At 73.0% G+C, this 14782-nt stretch carries 10 protein-coding genes; 2 read left to right on the forward strand and 8 right to left on the reverse strand.

From position 1 onward, the window contains the following. Positions 1-91 precede the first annotated feature (91 nt). The gene (locus ADL08_RS17255) at positions 92-4108 is read right to left on the reverse strand and encodes a HAMP domain-containing protein (RefSeq protein WP_053643864.1); all 4017 of its coding nucleotides are present in this window, start codon (positions 4106-4108) and stop codon (positions 92-94) included. Between the two features lie 317 nt (positions 4109-4425). Between ADL08_RS17255 and ADL08_RS17260 the strand changes: the two genes are divergently transcribed. After that, positions 4426-4653 carry a DUF5133 domain-containing protein gene (locus ADL08_RS17260; protein WP_053643866.1) on the forward strand — a complete coding sequence of 76 codons (228 nt, stop codon included), beginning with the start codon at positions 4426-4428 and terminating at the stop codon, positions 4651-4653. A 167-nt stretch (positions 4654-4820) separates the two neighbouring features. Here ADL08_RS17260 and ADL08_RS17265 read toward each other — a convergent pair whose 3' ends face one another. The 4 genes from ADL08_RS17265 to ADL08_RS17280 form a co-directional block, all read right to left on the reverse strand. After that, positions 4821-4982, reverse strand: a complete 162-nt coding sequence (locus ADL08_RS17265) for a DUF5670 family protein (protein ID WP_053643868.1) — start codon at positions 4980-4982, stop codon at positions 4821-4823. Between the two features lie 190 nt (positions 4983-5172). After that, positions 5173-5559 carry a hypothetical protein gene (locus tag ADL08_RS17270; protein WP_053643870.1) on the reverse strand — a complete coding sequence of 129 codons (387 nt, stop codon included), beginning with the start codon at positions 5557-5559 and terminating at the stop codon, positions 5173-5175. A gap of 82 nt (positions 5560-5641) precedes the next feature. Continuing rightward, entirely contained in the window at positions 5642-6382 is a 741-nt protein-coding gene (locus tag ADL08_RS17275; RefSeq protein ID WP_053643872.1) for a GvpL/GvpF family gas vesicle protein, read from the reverse strand. 73 nt (positions 6383-6455) lie between these two features. Next, the gene (locus tag ADL08_RS17280) at positions 6456-7175 is read right to left on the reverse strand and encodes a GvpL/GvpF family gas vesicle protein (protein ID WP_053643874.1); all 720 of its coding nucleotides are present in this window, start codon (positions 7173-7175) and stop codon (positions 6456-6458) included. 341 nt (positions 7176-7516) lie between these two features. On the opposite strand from ADL08_RS17280, the gene ADL08_RS17285 reads away from it, so the two are divergent. Beyond that, positions 7517-9247 (forward strand): thiamine pyrophosphate-dependent enzyme, encoded by a 1731-nt coding sequence (locus ADL08_RS17285; protein WP_053643876.1) that lies wholly within the window; start codon positions 7517-7519, stop codon positions 9245-9247. A 318-nt stretch (positions 9248-9565) separates the two neighbouring features. Here ADL08_RS17285 and ADL08_RS17290 read toward each other — a convergent pair whose 3' ends face one another. From ADL08_RS17290 to ADL08_RS17300, 3 genes are all read right to left on the reverse strand, one after another. Continuing rightward, a complete protein-coding gene (locus ADL08_RS17290; protein WP_053643878.1) occupies positions 9566-11545 on the reverse strand; it encodes a SpoIIE family protein phosphatase in 1980 nt (659 codons plus the stop codon). 33 nt (positions 11546-11578) lie between these two features. After that, a complete protein-coding gene (locus ADL08_RS17295) occupies positions 11579-13171 on the reverse strand; it encodes an oleate hydratase (RefSeq protein ID WP_053643880.1) in 1593 nt (530 codons plus the stop codon). Positions 13172-13347: 176 nt separating this feature from the next. Continuing rightward, entirely contained in the window at positions 13348-14775 is a 1428-nt protein-coding gene (locus ADL08_RS17300) for a cellulose binding domain-containing protein (RefSeq protein ID WP_053643882.1), read from the reverse strand. Positions 14776-14782 lie beyond the last annotated feature (7 nt).

Here is a 14782-nt window from a genome sequence, read left to right on the forward strand (position 1 = left end):
GGACTCCTCGGGGACGGCGGCCGGGGCCGCGGACGGACGGAACGGAACGTACGGAAAGAGGTGCCGGAGGGGGAGGGCCGGGGCCCGTGGTCTATCCGTCGTTCAGCCACCGGCGGATGCAGGTGATGAGGTCGTCGGCGTCGACCGGCTTGGTCACGTAGTCGCTGGCGCCCGAGGCGAGGCTCTTCTCGCGGTCCCCCGGCATGGCCTTGGCGGTGACCGCGATGACGGGCAGCGCGGCGTGGGCGGGCATCTGCCGGATCTTGGAGGTGGCGGTGTAGCCGTCCATCTCGGGCATCATGACGTCCATCAGGACCAGGTCGATGTCGGGGTGCGCGGCGAGCGCCTCGATCCCCTTGCGGCCGTTCTCGGCGTGCAGGACCTTGATGCCGTGCAGCTCCAGGATGCCGCTCAGGGCGTAGAGGTTGCGGGCGTCGTCGTCGACCACCAGGACCGTGCGGCCGTGCAGGGTGGCGTCGATGGTCTGCGGCGCCGGGGGCCGGTGCTCGCCGCGCATCAGGGGCACGACGTCGCCCGGCTGGTCCGCGGACAGGTGCAGGGCGATCCGCTCGCGCAGTTCGTCGAGGCTGGAGAGCAGCTCCAGCGGGCGCAGCCGGGCGCGGGTCTGGAGGGCCCGCTCGTGCTCGGCGGTGAGCCTGCGGTTGTTGTGGGCGAGGACGGGGACGGTGCGCAGGGCCTCGTCGCCGTCCATGGCGTCCAGGAACTGCAGGGCCTCGCCGTCGGCCATGTCGACTTCGAGGACGACGCAGTGGAACGGCTGGGTGGCGAGGGCGGTCGCGGCCTCCTGGGGGCCCACGGCCGTGATCAGCTCGATGTCCTCCCGGTCGGCGCGGTCGCGGCCGTCGGCCAGCTCCACGACGGCGTTCTCGGCGACGAGCGAGAGCAGCCCGCGCGGGCGCTCCTCGATCACGAGGAGGCGCCGGGTCTGCCGGGCCGGCGGGGCGGCGGGCAGGGCCGGGCGGGGTACGGGGGCGTCGGAGAGCTCCGCGGTCTCCTCGCGCTCCTCGGGCCGGAGGGCCGGGACGTGGGCGGACTGCTCCTTGAAGTCGGCCCGGGCGACGGGCAGGTAGAGGGTGAAGGTGCTGCCCTCGCCGGGCCGGCTGGCGACCGTGAGGGCGCCGCCGAGCAGGTAGGCGATCTCGCGGCTGATGGACAGGCCGAGGCCGGTGCCGCCGTACTTCCGGTTGGTCGTGCCGTCCGCCTGCTGGAAGGCGCCGAAGATGGCGTCCAGGTGCTGGGCGGCGATGCCGATGCCGGTGTCCTTGACCCGGAAGGCGACGACGGGGCCGCCGCGGTGGACCGTGCCGGGCAGTTCGTCGTCCGCGGCCGGCTCGATGCACAGCTCGACGCTGCCGCGCTCGGTGAACTTGACGGCGTTGGAGAGCAGGTTGCGCAGCACCTGCCGCAGCCGGGAGTCGTCGGTGACGAGGTCCACGGGCACGCCCGCGGCGGTGGCGACGGTGAAGGTGAGGCTCTTCTGCGTGGTGAGCGGCCGGAACGTCGCCTCGACGTAGTCGAGGAGGCGGCGCAGCGCCACCCGCTCCGGGTTGAGGTCCATCTTCCCGGCCTCCACCTTGGACAGGTCGAGGATGTCGTTGATCAGCTGGAGCAGGTCGGATCCGGCGGAGTGGATGATGCCGGCGTACTCGACCTGCTTGGCCGTGAGGTTGCGGGTCGGGTTCTGGGCGAGGAGCTGGGCGAGGATGAGCAGGCTGTTGAGCGGGGTGCGCAGCTCGTGGCTCATGTTGGCCAGGAACTCGGACTTGTACTTGGAGGCGAGCGAGAGCTGCTGGGCGCGGTCCTCCAGCTCCTGCCGGGCCTGCTCGATCTGGAGGTTCTTGGCCTCGATGTCGCGGTTCTGCGAGGCGAGCAGGGCCGCCTTCTCCTCCAGTTCGGCGTTGGAGCGCTGGAGCTCCTCCTGCTGGACCTGGAGCTCCTCGGAGCGGGCCCGCAGTTCGTCGGCGAGCCGCTGGGACTCCTCCAGGAGTTCGTCGGTGCGGGCGTTGGCGACGATCGTGCTGAGGTTGACGCCCACCGTCTCCATGAGCTGCTCCAGGAAGTCCCGGTGCACGGAGGTGAAGGGGGTGAAGGAGACCAGTTCGATGACGCCGAGGACCTGGTCCTCGACGACGATCGGCAGCACGATCAGGCTGCCTCCCGAGGCCTGGCCGAGGCCGGAGGAGATGTACACGTAGTCGCCGGGCACGTTCTCGGCGGCGATGGTGCGGCGGCTGCGGGCGGCCTGTCCGACGAGGGACTCGCCGAGGCGGAAGCGCTCGCGGCTGTCGGCGGGGCGCCCGTAGGAGCCGACGAGCTTGAGCTCGACGCCCTGCGTGCCGTCCTCGGCGAGGTAGAACGCGCCGTACTGGGCGGCCACGAGCGGGGTGAGCTCGTCCATGACGAGTTCGGCGACGACGGCGAGGTCGCGGTGGCCCTGCATCAGCTCGGAGATGCGGGCGAGGCTGGACTTGAGCCAGTCCTGTTCCTGGTTGGCGCGGGTGGTCTCGCGCAGCGAGCCGACCATCGCGTTGATGTTGTCCTTGAGCTCGGCCACCTCGCCGGAGGCGTCGACGGTGATGGAGCGGGTCAGGTCGCCCTCGGCGACCGCGCTCGCCACCTCGGCGATGGCGCGGACCTGGCGGGTGAGGTTCCCGGCCAGCTCGTTGACGTTCTCGGTCAGGCGCTTCCAGGTGCCGGAGACGCCCTCGACCTCGGCCTGGCCGCCGAGGCGGCCCTCGCTGCCGACCTCGCGGGCGACGCGGGTGACCTCGGCGGCGAAGGAGGACAGCTGGTCGACCATGGTGTTGATGGTGGTCTTCAGCTCCAGGATCTCGCCCTGGGCGTCGACGTCGATCTTCTTCGACAGGTCGCCGTTGGCGACGGCGGTGGTGACCTGGGCGATGTTGCGGACCTGACCGGTGAGGTTGTTCGCCATCGAGTTGACGTTGTCGGTGAGGTCCTTCCAGGTGCCGGCCACGTTCGGCACCCGGGCCTGGCCGCCGAGGCGGCCCTCGGTGCCGACCTCGCGGGCGACGCGCGTCACCTCGTCGGCGAACGCCGACAGGGTGTCCACCATGGTGTTGATGGTGTCGGCGAGCGCGGCGACCTCGCCCTTGGCCTCCACGGTGATCCGGCGGGAGAGGTCTCCGCGGGCCACGGCGGTGGCGACCTGGGCGATGGAGCGCACCTGGCCGGTGAGGTTGGACGCCATCACGTTGACGTTGTCGGTGAGGTCCTTCCAGGTGCCCGAAGCGCCCCGCACGGTGGCCTGGCCGCCCAGGTTGCCCTCGGTGCCGACCTCCCGGGCGACGCGCGTCACCTCGTCGGCGAACGCCGAGAGCTGGTCGACCATCGTGTTGATGGTGTTCTTCAGCTCCCGGATCTCGCCGCGGGCGTCGACGTCGACCTTCTTCGACAGGTCGCCCCTGGCCACGGCGGTGGCGACGTGCGCGATGGAGCGCACCTGACCGGTGAGGTTGGACGCCATGGAGTTGACGGAGTCGGTGAGGTCGCGCCAGGTGCCGGAGACGCCCTTCACGTCCGCCTGGCCACCGAGGATGCCCTCGGTGCCGACGTCGCGGGCCATGCGGGTGACCTCGTCGGCGAAGGAGGAGAGCTGGTCGACCATCGTGTTGATGGTGTTCTTGAGCTCCAGGATCTCGCCGCGGGCGTCGACGTCGATCTTCTGGGAGAGGTCGCCCTTGGCGACGGCGGTGGCGACGTGAGCGATGTCACGGACCTGGGTGGTGAGGTTGCCCGCCATCGCGTTGACGGAGTCGGTGAGGTCGGCCCAGGTGCCGGAGACGCCGGGGACCTCGGCCTGGCCTCCCAGGGTGCCCTCCGTGCCGACCTCGCGGGCGACGCGCGTCACCTCGGAGGTGAAGAGGGAGAGCTGGTCGACCATGCCGTTGAAGACGCTGGAGATCTCGCCCATGAGTCCGCCCGCCTCGTCGGGCAGACGGGTGCCGAAGTCTCCGTCGCGCACGGCGGTGAGGCCGGCCAGGAGCTGGCGCAGCTCCGCCTCTCCCACGGCGGCCGGTCCCGGCCGCCGTACGGCCGAGGAGCCTTCGATCGTCGTCTCAGACATGCCTCATCCTCGTTCGCTCGCCAGGCACCACAGCGGTCCTGAGCACGGCCACGGCCGCAGGGCGGGCCGCCGCTCTCCCGGTACGACTCCGACCTCGACCGTTGTCATACGACAATAAACGACGACCCTACTCCCCCGTGATCGTCACGAGGAGGGCGGTGGGGGATCGAGCGGCCGGAACGGACCGTCGCGGAAGGGGCGTACGGGTCACGGGGTGTCCTGTACTCGCCACCGTGCGCCGCATACAACGCGGGGGCCGGGGTAAGCGGCGCATCGAACCGGGCGGTCCGCGCCCTGACGGCGAGGGGAGACCCACTGTGTTGATGGCCCATCCCGCGGTGTTGAGCAACCTGATCGAGCAGTACGAGACGCTGAGGGTGCTGCACGCGGAGAACGGAAGCCCCGAGGTGCGCCGGCGGATGGACGACATCGCGTACACGCTGTGCGTCTCCACCGGCACGCGTGACGTGGACACGGCGCTGATCGCCGCGCGTCACCGCCTGCCCGGCGCGCGCCCCGAGGACGACTCGGTCCTGATGGCCTGATTCCGTACGCCAGAACCCGGCACGTTCCCTCTGGAGGGACGTGCCGGGTTCTGTCGTGTCCGGGGGTCGGCCGGAGGAGCCCGCCGGCCGGGTACGGAGGGGACGTGACGCGACCGCGCCCGCCACCGGTGTCGGTGGCGGGCGCGGTCGGTGCCGGTGGGCGTGGACTACCAGCGGTACCAGCGGCCCGAGCCGCCCTTCGGGCGGGCCACGAAGCCCAGCAGCCACAGGACGAGCACGATCACGGCCACCCACCAGAGGGCCTTCACGGCGAAACCGGCGCCGAAGAGGATCAGCGCGAGCAGCAGGACCAGAAGAAGGGGAACCATTTCTACAACCTCCGAATTATCATGTACCCCGCACCCGATTTCCCGTTCCGTGGAACTTCCCGTCACGTTCCCGGGGAATTCGGATCTTCATTTCCGGTGGTCGGGAAATCGAATCCGGGGCGTTGCACAAGCTGTCAAAAAGTCGAGGGGAGGGACGGCCGGGGGGCCCGGGGTCGTCCCTCGGCGCGCATCAGATGCGGCCGCCGGTGAGCCGGGTGAGCGGGCCGCGCGAGCGCGTTCCCGTCCGGCGTCCCAGGGCGTACGCGCCGGTGAGCGCGGCCGCGCCGACGGCGGCGGTGCCGCTCGCGAGCGCCTTGCGGGTGCGCACGGCGGTCCAGACGAGACCGCCGGTGCCCCGGACGGCGTGGACGGCCGCGAGGGTCTTCTCCGCGAGGGGCGCGGGCAGCATGGCCAGCGTTCCGCCCACCGCGTCTCCGGTCTCCCCGGAGCCCTTCGCCGCCTTCCCGGCCGCGGCCGGGCCGCGGCCCGTCCCGCCGCCGTTCCCGGTGCCGTCGGAAGCGGTGTGCGGACCGCTCCACCGGGACCGGCTCTCGTTGTTGTTCTCCGATGCGCTCATGTGCTTCGTGTAGCCGGACCTGGCCGGAACAAACCCTTCTTCGCGGGAGTTCGTGAGTCCGAGGGCCTTTCCCGGCGGACGTTCACCATTCCGGATTGCCGTCGGGTGCGGTCCGGGCGAAGGAATAGGGCAGCCAGGGCCCGGAGACCTCCACGCGCATTCCCTCCGGGGCCTCGTCGGGTCCGGGGACCGCGTCGAGGAAGTCCCGCTGCCCCCCGTCGGGGACGAGGTACACGGCGTTGAGCACGTTCCGGCCGGGCGTCCGGGACAGGTGCGTCCCCCGGGGCGGGCGCAGGACCGCTTCCGCCGCCGCGCGAGCGAGCGTCTCGTGCAGCTCCCGGGCGATACGGGAGGCCGTGTCGGCCCTGCCGTCGGGGGGAGGGCCGCCGGCGCTCCCCGGCCTCCCGGGCGTCTCGTCCACGTACAGCCCGATCCCCCACTCGTGGGCGCCCGTCAGCCGGCCGAGGGCCTCCGACAGGCCGCTCTCCCCCTCTTCGAGGAGGCGGCGCACGCCCGGCACGCCGCGGCGGACGGTCGCGAGCCCCAGGGGGACGGTGGTGGTCCGCCGGCCCGCCGCGGCCACCACGCCGTGGTGGGCCCTGGCCATGGCCGCGAGCCAGTCCAGGTCCTCCAGCCGTTCGCGCAGCGGCGCCTCGGCGAAGTCGGCCGCCGGGACCGGTTCGACGACGGCGGTGAGGCCCCGGTGCTCGACGGTCGTGAGCCCCCCGCCCAGGGTCACGTCGGGCGGGGGGTCGACGGGCGGCCCGTCCAGGTCGGCGGACCGGACGACGGCGTACACGTACAGCAGCGGTTCGCCGTCCACGGCTCCCGCCTCTCCTCCGGACGGTCCGGGAGCGGGTCCTCCCGGTCGGGTCCCGGTGAGCGGTCCCACGGGATCAGCCCGCCTGGACGAAGCTGTACGGGGGCAGCGGCCCGGTCACCTGTTCCCGCAGGTGCTCGTGTTCCCGGTGGAGGGCGCGTACGGCCTCCAGGAACTCGTCCCGCCGCTCGCGTTCCACGAGGAAGGACAGGTTGGCGAGGCGGCCGGCCTCCCGCGGGCCGTGCACCGTCGCCGCCGCGTAGGGGGAGAGGGTCCGCTCGACGAGGGCGACGTCGGCCCTCTCGCGGTCGGCGACGGCCCGGGCGACCAGCTCGCCGAAGGGGGTCCGCTCCCCGTGGCTCCCCTCGTCCGGTGTGCGGTCGGCGGCGTGCCGGGCCACCAGCTCCGGGTCGTCGGCGAGCACCGCGTGGAGCACCGCCTCCTCGTCGTGGTGCACCTTGAGGTTGAACTCGTCCTTGCCCGCCAGCGCCTCCAGCCGCTCCACGTAGAGGTCGTGGTGCTGCTCCAGGATCGCGGCGACCGTCGCGTCGTCGGGGGAGATCCCGCCGAACCGCAGGGGCAGGACCGGGCCGTCCTTGGCGGCCTCGATCACGACGTGCTGGTGCGCGAGGAGGTCGCGGCGCTCCGCCTTCGGCTCCGGCGGGGCGTCGCTGCACAGGGCCACCAGGTCGCCGCCGCGCACGGCGCGCACGGGCAGCGGCGGGTCCCCGATGCCCTCGATGGCGTCGGGGAGTTCCCGGTCGGCGGGGGCGATTCCGTAGACGTACGTGCTCATTGCTGCTCCTCCCGGTGGGTCGGAGCAGCGGCGGCGCGACCCGTCGCCGCTGCTCCTGCTGCTCTTCTCCCCGCGGGCCGGCCACGGGTGCGGTGCGGAGGGCGGGGCCGCGGCTCTCTCCCCTTCCGCGTTACCGGGCCTTCGCCCCCCCAAACGGGTCGAAGGGCACCGGGCTTGGGGGGCGGGGTCGGTCGGGGTCCTCCACCCGGGCCGGGCGGCGACGCCGACGGCCCCCGGCGCGCGACGGTGCGGACGGACCGTTCCCGGACGGCCCCCGCATCGGTCGCGTCCTCGCGGGCAGGCGGGACGGTGAACCCCCTGCCCCCGCGAAAGGACATCCCGTGACACGTACCGTCGCCAAGGTGATCGTCGACGCCCTCGCCGACCTCGGTGTCGGCCACGTCTTCGGCGTGGTCGGTGACGCCCTCAACCCGCTCACCGACGCCATCCGCACCACGGACGGCGTCGACTGGGTCGGCTGCCGGCACGAGGAGGCCGCCGCCTTCGCCGCCGGGGCGCGGGCCCAGCTGTCGGGCCGGCTCGGCGTCTGCATGGGCACCGTGGGACCGGGCTCGGTCCACCTCCTCAACGGGCTGTACGACGCCGCCAAGAGCGGTGCCCCGGTCCTCGCGATCTGCGGCCAGGTCCCGCTGTCCGAGGTCGGCGGCGACTACTTCCAGGAGGTGGACAACGACCTGCTGTTCCGTGACGTGGCCGTCTACCGGGCCACCGTCACCTCCCCCGAGCAGATGCCGAGGCTCCTGGAGTCCGCGGTCCGGGCGGCCGTGACCCGCGGCGGCGTGGCGGTCCTCACGGTGCCGGGAGACCTCGGGGACCGGAAGGTCGAGGACGACCGCCCCGTACGGTTCGCGCTCCCCCGCCCGGCCGTGACCCGCCCCGACGACCCGGCCCTGGCCGAGGCCGCCGGGCTGATCGACGAGGGCTCCCGGGTCACCCTGCTGGTCGGACGCGGCGCGCAGGGCGCCCGCGAGGAGGTGCTGCGCCTCGCCGAACACCTCTCGGCCCCGATGGTGCTCACCCTCAAGGCCAAGGAGGGCTTCGAGGCGGACAACCCCTACGAGGTCGGCCAGACGGGCCTGATCGGCAACCCGGCCGCCGCCCACGCCCTGGACGCCTGCGACACCCTGCTCATGCTCGGCACCGACTTCCCGTACCGCGACTGGTACCCGGAGGACTGCCGGGTCGTGCAGATCGACCTGCGGGAGGAGCGCCTGGGGCGCCGGGTGCCGGTGGACGTCGGGCTCGCCGGGGACGTCGGGGCCACGCTGCGGGGCCTGCTGCCGCTGCTCGCGCCGGTCGAGGACCGCGCGCACCTCGACGACGCCCGCGAGCGGTTCCTGAAGTGGGAGGAGGAGCAGGCCTCCCTCGCCCACCCGGGCCACGACGAGCGGCTGGTGGGGCGGGTGCGGGCGATGTTCGACAACCGGGACCACGAGATCCGGCCCGAGGCGCTCGCCGCGGCCGTGGACCGGCACGCGGCCGAGGACGCGGTCTTCACCTCCGACACCGGCATGGCCACCGTCTGGCTCTCGCGCTTCGTGCGCATGCGGGGCACCCGCCGGCTGCTCGGCTCCTACAACCTGGGCTCCATGGCCAACGCCATGCCCCAGGCCCTCGGCGCCCAGCTCTGGGACCGGGACCGCCAGGTCGTGGCGTTCTGCGGCGACGGCGGTCTGAGCATGCTCCTGGGCGACCTCATGACGCTCCGCTCCGAGCGGCTCCCGGTCAAGCTCGTCGTCTTCGACAACCGCCGCCTCGGCATGGTCAAGCTCGAACAGGAGCAGGCGGGCCTGCCCGAGTTCGGCACCGTCCTCGACAACCCCGACTTCGCCGCCGTTGCCGAGGCCGTGGGTCTGACCGGCATCCGGGTCACCGACCCGGCGGACCTGGACGACGCCGTGCGCCGGGCCTTCGACACCCCGGGTCCGGTCCTCCTCGATGTCCTGACCAATCCCGAGGAGGTCGCCGTCCCCGGCAAGCCGACCGTCTCCCAGGGCTGGGGCTTCGCCATCGCCAAGATCAAGGAGAACCTGCCGTCGGGCGGCAACTGACCTGTCCCGTAACGGACTTCCCGGAGAGGTCCGGGGAGCGCCGCCCGGTCACAGCCCTCCATGGCCGCACGACGGTGTCGTGGCGGTTGCGGGCGGCCAGTCCGCGCCGGACGGTCGGCGACCGGCGGAGCACACCGGCGGGGCACCCTCCGTCGCCCAGGAGGCCGTCGAGGACGAGCCGGTCGCGCAGGGCCCGTATCGCGGGCTCGTCGTCCCAGGCGGGCGGTGGAACGGTGTCCTTCACCCCTTCCTGCCCGAGCCGATCCGGTACGAGACGTTCCGTGTCCGTCCCGGTGCCGTCGGGTCGCCCGGTCCTCCTCAGCCGTCCGCCTCGATCTCGGCCCACACCGTCTTGCCCTCGGCCGTGTAGCGGGTGCCCCAGTTCTCCGCGAGGGTGGCGCAGATGAGCAGTCCGCGGCCGCCCTCGTCGACGGCCTTGGCGTGGCGCAGGTGGGGGGCGGCCTGGCCGGCGTCGCTGATCTCGCAGATCAGCGTGGTGGAGTCGGTGAGGAGCCGCAGGGTGATCGGGGCGGCGCCGTAGCGGATGGCGTTGGTGACGAGTTCGCTGACGACGAGCGTCGCCGTGAACGGGTCGGCGGGGTGGTTCCAGTCGCGGAGCTGTTCCTCGACGTGCCCGCGCGCGATGCCGACGGCGGAGAAGTCGAAGGGGACGCTCCACTCGGCCAGTTCGTTCGGCGTCAGGTACCGGGTGCGGACGAGGAGCAGGACGCGGTCGGGGGCGAGGAGCCGGGCGACGTCGTCCGCCATCGCCTCCGGGGAACGCCCCGGGTGCGCGAGGGCGTTCACCAGGTCCTCGGTCCGCGTGTCGCCCCGGCCCGGCGCCATGCAGAGGGTGCTGCCCTCGGGGAGGACCAGCGAGGCGCAGGCGAAGGGCGGACCCTCCGCGCCGAGGAGCGGGCCGTCGTCGACCGGCCGGGTCTCGACCGATCCGTCGGGGCGGACGACGGCGAACAGCGAGGTGCCGGCGCGGGCGATGTCGAGCCGTCCGCCGACCGGGTCGTGGACGGCGACCGTGCAGCTCGCCGTCGCGCCGTCTCCGCCGGGTCCGCTCTCCTGCTCCCCGGCGAGCCGGAGGGTCGTGGCGTGGAGGCGGGCGAGCAGTTCGTGCGGGTCGAGGTCGAGGGTGGTCAGGCTGTAGACGGCGGTCCGCAGCCGGCTCATGGTGGCGACGGCGCTGAGCCCGGCGCGGTCGACCTGGCCGACGACGAGCGCCACCCGGGCACCCGACAGGGGGATGACGTCGTACCAGGAGCCGACGCCGCTGCCGTCGGGCTGGTTGCGCCGGGCGACGTCGACGGCCTTCTGGGTGGCCTCCTCCTGGCGCAGCGGCCAGCTCTGGAGCGCCGTCATGACGATGTGCTCGCGGGTGAACCGCAGGGCGTTCTCCAGACAGGTGGCCGTGCGGGTGGCGATGCCCTCGGCCAGTTCGAGGTCGTCCTCCTCGTACGGCGCGGCCCCTTCCGCGCGCTGGAAGACGACGGCCCCGAAGACCTGTCCCCGGACGAGGAGCGGGGCCACGAGCCGGGTGCCGCCGGGGGCGCCCTCCTCGGGGGGAGACAGGCGGGGTTCGGTCGGCAGCACCTCTCCGAAGATCCCGGGGAGCAGGAGGGCGCCGGCCGTCGGGACGCGGGGGCCGGTCTCCGGCCCGCCGGTCGCGGTGCAGCGCAGCAGGGGGGCCGGGTCGTGGGACCGGAGGCCGGGCTCCCTCCCCCGCAGTACGGCGTCGGTGAGGGCGACGACCACCGAGTCGGCGAACCGCGGCACCGCGACGTCGACCAGTTCCCGGGCCGTGCGCTCCACGTCCAGGCTGGAGCCGATCCGTTCGTGGGCGTCGTGCAGCAACCGGAGGCGGGCCTGTGCCCGTTCGCGTGCGGTGACGTCCGTGCTGGTGACGACCACGCCCAGGACCCCTCCCCGGTCGTCCAGGAGACGGTGGGTGGAGAGGGAGAAGACGTACTCGCTGCGCGGGTCGGTGAACGGGTGTCCCCTGACGAGGTGGTCGAGCCTCGGGCGGCCGGTGGTGAGGACCTCCCGCAGGATCTCCTCGTCGACGTCCACCCCGAGGGGGGCGTACGCCTCCCTGGCGGGCAGGCCGACGATCCGCTCGGCCGGGAGGCCGCGGACGCCGACGGCGACCGTGTTGACGCGGACGACGCGCAGCTCCGTGTCGAGGACGTGGAGACCGATGTCGGACTGGGTGAAGATGGCGTCCAGGACCGCCTCGTCCCACTGGTCCGGGGTGCCGGGACGGGCGGGCCGTCCGGGGTCCGCGTTCACGCGTCCCTCCTCCGTGTCGGTCCGGGGCGCACGTCAGGCCAGGACGGTTCGCAGCGCGGACCAGGCGACCTTCGGGTCGGAGAGGCCGTGGTACATCGGGGGGATCTCCCTGTCTACGTCGAAGTGGTGGTGGACGGCGAGCATGGCGGAGCGGACCGCGTACTCGGCGGTGGAGACGACGTCCTCGGGGATCTCGACGAACTGGCCGAGGAAGGCGAAGTTCCGTGCGCCGTCCGGGACGACGAGGGGGCGGTCGGAGGGGGCGCGGCGCTGGAACTGGGCGTCGGCGTAGGGCATCCGGACGGTGGTGACCCGGGTGGTCTCCCGGACCTCGTCGGCGATGTCGTCGAAGCCGAGGTGGCCGAGGAGTTCGTCGAGGACCTCGGCGCCGGTGCAGTCGTCCATCCTCTTCGGCACGTGGTCGCCGGGGACGTCGCCGGACAGCGCGTACCCCCACAGCGTGTACGTGTCCTCCGCCTGGTCGCGGAAGTGGGGCTGGGCCGGCACCACGACCGAGAGGAGCCAGCGGGAGTCCTTCCAGGTCATCAGGGCGCCCTCGCCGGGGGCGTTGCCGGTGTACTCCTGGATGCGGTCCAGGAGGGTCCGGCCGGTCGTGGTGAGGGTGAAGGACTCGCCCCTGGTCTCGTCGATGTTCCCGCAGAAGGCGGTGGGGCGTCCGAAGTCGGGGGCGTTCTTGGCGATCGACTCCCACAGGCGCCAGGAGCCGTCCCGCTTGTCGCGGACCAGTTCGGGGACGGTGGTGCCGTCGCCGTAGGTGGTGTCGGCGGTGGTCGAGCCGAGGGTGAGGAAGGCGTAGTCGTCCTCGCCCAGTTCGATCGTCCCGGCCTCCGCGCCGCCGCGCCGCAGGTGCAGGCGGGAGAGGCGGCGGGCGGCGGGCCCGGAGAAGTCGGCGTCGGCGACGGTGACCCCGAAGTCGGTGCGCACGCCCCGGGCGGTGAGCCACTCCTGGAGGGGGCGGACGACGGAGTCGTACGGGTTGTACCTGCTGCGCCGGACCCCGGACAGGGTGGGGAGGCGGTCGAACTCCTGGACGAAGGCGAGGAGGTACCGCTTGAGCTCGACGGCCGAGTGCCAGGCCTGGAAGGCGAAGGTCGTGCGCCACAGGCACCAGAAGTGGGTGGTGAAGAAGTGCGGCTGGAAGAAGTCGTCGATGCTCCGGGCCCCGATCAGCCGCTCGGGCAGGGCGAGCAGCCGGGTCATGTCGGCGCGGTCGCGGGCGTCGAGGCCGAGCCGCGAGGCGTCGGCGATCGTGCGGTCGCCGTTGATGAGCCGGGCCCTGGCGTACGTGGGGTGCTCGACGGAGAAGGCGCGCGTCTCCTGCCGGACGGAGACCGCCGGGTCGTCCAGGGTCGGGATCGTCTCCAGGAGGTTCCACAGGCACACGGAGTGCTCGTCGTCGAACATCCGGACGCCCCGGGTGACGTGTCCGCCGTCGCGCGTCGGGGCGGGGGCGCCGTCCAGCGAGCCGCCCGCGACCGGCAGCTGCTCCAGGACGCGCACGTTCTCGCCGGGCACGCCCGCGTCCCGGACGAGGAAGGCGGCCGCGGCGAGCGAGGCGATGCCGCCGCCGACCAGGTGGACCTTGGAGTTCTTCGTTGCCGGCACGGACTGACCTCCGGTCTCGGTGGACGGACGCGGCGCGGGCGGTCGCGCGGGCGCGGCCCCGGTGTCGACCCTCCCGCGGGGTGGTGGGGCGGGCGAGACGGAAGGGGCCGTACGGGTGAGGACGTCCTCGCCCCGCCGCACGCGCGTGCGGCGGGGCGGGGACGGGGGCGTACCGGTTACGACGCGGGGACGGTGTCCACGAAGGCGGTGCCCGCCGAGCGGTAGGCGGCGACCTTGGCGGCCACCTGGGCCGGGGTCAGGACCTGGTCCTTGACGTGCAGGACGTAGTCGACCTTCTGGTCGTAGGAGCGCGGCGTCGTGGAGGTCTGGCCCGCCAGGTCGATCAGCCACTGGTTGAAGTTGATCGACATCGGGCGCTCGGGCAGGTAGCGGGCGTCGTGCCGGCCGAACTCCTGGCCGTCGACGTAGTAGACGATGGTGTTGGCGTCGATGGTCAGGACGAGGTCGTGCCAGCCCGCGTAGCTCGCCCGGACCTCGGAGTGCTGGTTGACGGCCTCCCAGGGGTCGGGCCGGTAGGTCTCCCACGAGGTGGTGTAGAGGATGTTGCCGGGCTCGCCCCAGCCGCCGTTGGGCAGGTACTCGAAGTCGTACTCGGCGTAGTCGTCGGCCATCGGGGCCTTGAGGTCGTTGATGGTGAAGAAGGTCTGGACGACCCGGTCGCCGTCGGGGCCCGACACCGGGGCGTCGGAGAAGCGGACCCGGGCCGCGTAGGTGCCGTTCTTGAACTTCGTCGCCTTCGTCAGGACCTCGGTGTGCCGGGTGGACTCGCCGGTCCCGGCGGTGGAGGACCGCAGGTTCATGATCGAGTTCGTGCCCTCCTTGGCGAAGGTGACGTTCTCGGGGGCCCAGGTGGCGCCGGGCACGCCGGGGCCGCCGGAGTTGGAGCGGACGCTCCAGCCGTGCGAGTTGATCGCCGGGTCGGTGTGCCCGGTGTAGTCGAAGTCGTCGAAGAGGGCGGCCCCGGTGGGCGGCGGGGTGGTCGGGTCGGTCGGCGTGGGCGTCGGGGTGGGGTCGTTGCCGGCCGGGGCGGTGCCCCAGACCGGGACGCCGCCGACGGTGGCGGTGACCTTGGCCCAGTTGGCGTAGGCGGTCTGCGCCGGGCCGAAGGAGTAGTCGTCGCCCTGGTTCAGCGGCTGCCAGTTGGAGCGGTGGAAGCGCAGCTGCATGTCGCCGGTGTCCGCGCCGGGGGCGAGGGTGCCGGCGCCCGCGGTGAAGCCGACCTCCAGGTAGCGGTCGGCGGTCGCGGTGGGGTGGGCCAGGGTGCCGAAGGTGCCGGTGATGTTCGCGCAGCCCTTCACGGCCCAGGAGCAGGCGTAGGTGTACGAGGCTCCCGCGTCGGCCTTGAAGTAGTAGCGCACCTTGACCTGGCTCAGCGGCACGCCGGTCGTCCCGGTGTTGACCACCTTGAGCCAGGGCTCGACCTGGTCGCTGCCGGTGGCGCTCTGGCGGTACTGGACGGTGACGGCCTCGCCGGCGGCGGCCGCCGGGAGGACGGTGAGGGCGGTGGCGCCGAGCCCGGTCACCGCGGCGACGGCGAGCGCGGCACGGAGGCGCGTGGTGCGCGTCCTGGTCTGGTCGCTCATGGGGTTC

The sequence above is a fragment of the Streptomyces sp. NRRL F-6492 genome (genome assembly GCF_001280125.1).
Lineage (GTDB): Bacteria > Actinomycetota > Actinomycetes > Streptomycetales > Streptomycetaceae > Streptomyces.

Coding starts and splice junctions, on each gene's coding strand:
- ADL08_RS17255 (WP_053643864.1), bottom strand. CDS start 4,108: ATGTCTGAGACGACGATCGAAGGCTCCTCGGCCGTACGGCGGCCGGGA.
- ADL08_RS17265 (WP_053643868.1), bottom strand. CDS start 4,982: ATGGTTCCCCTTCTTCTGGTCCTGCTGCTCGCGCTGATCCTCTTCGGC.
- ADL08_RS17270 (WP_053643870.1), bottom strand. CDS start 5,559: ATGAGCGCATCGGAGAACAACAACGAGAGCCGGTCCCGGTGGAGCGGT.
- ADL08_RS17280 (WP_053643874.1), bottom strand. CDS start 7,175: ATGAGCACGTACGTCTACGGAATCGCCCCCGCCGACCGGGAACTCCCC.
- ADL08_RS17300 (WP_053643882.1), bottom strand. CDS start 14,775: ATGAGCGACCAGACCAGGACGCGCACCACGCGCCTCCGTGCCGCGCTC.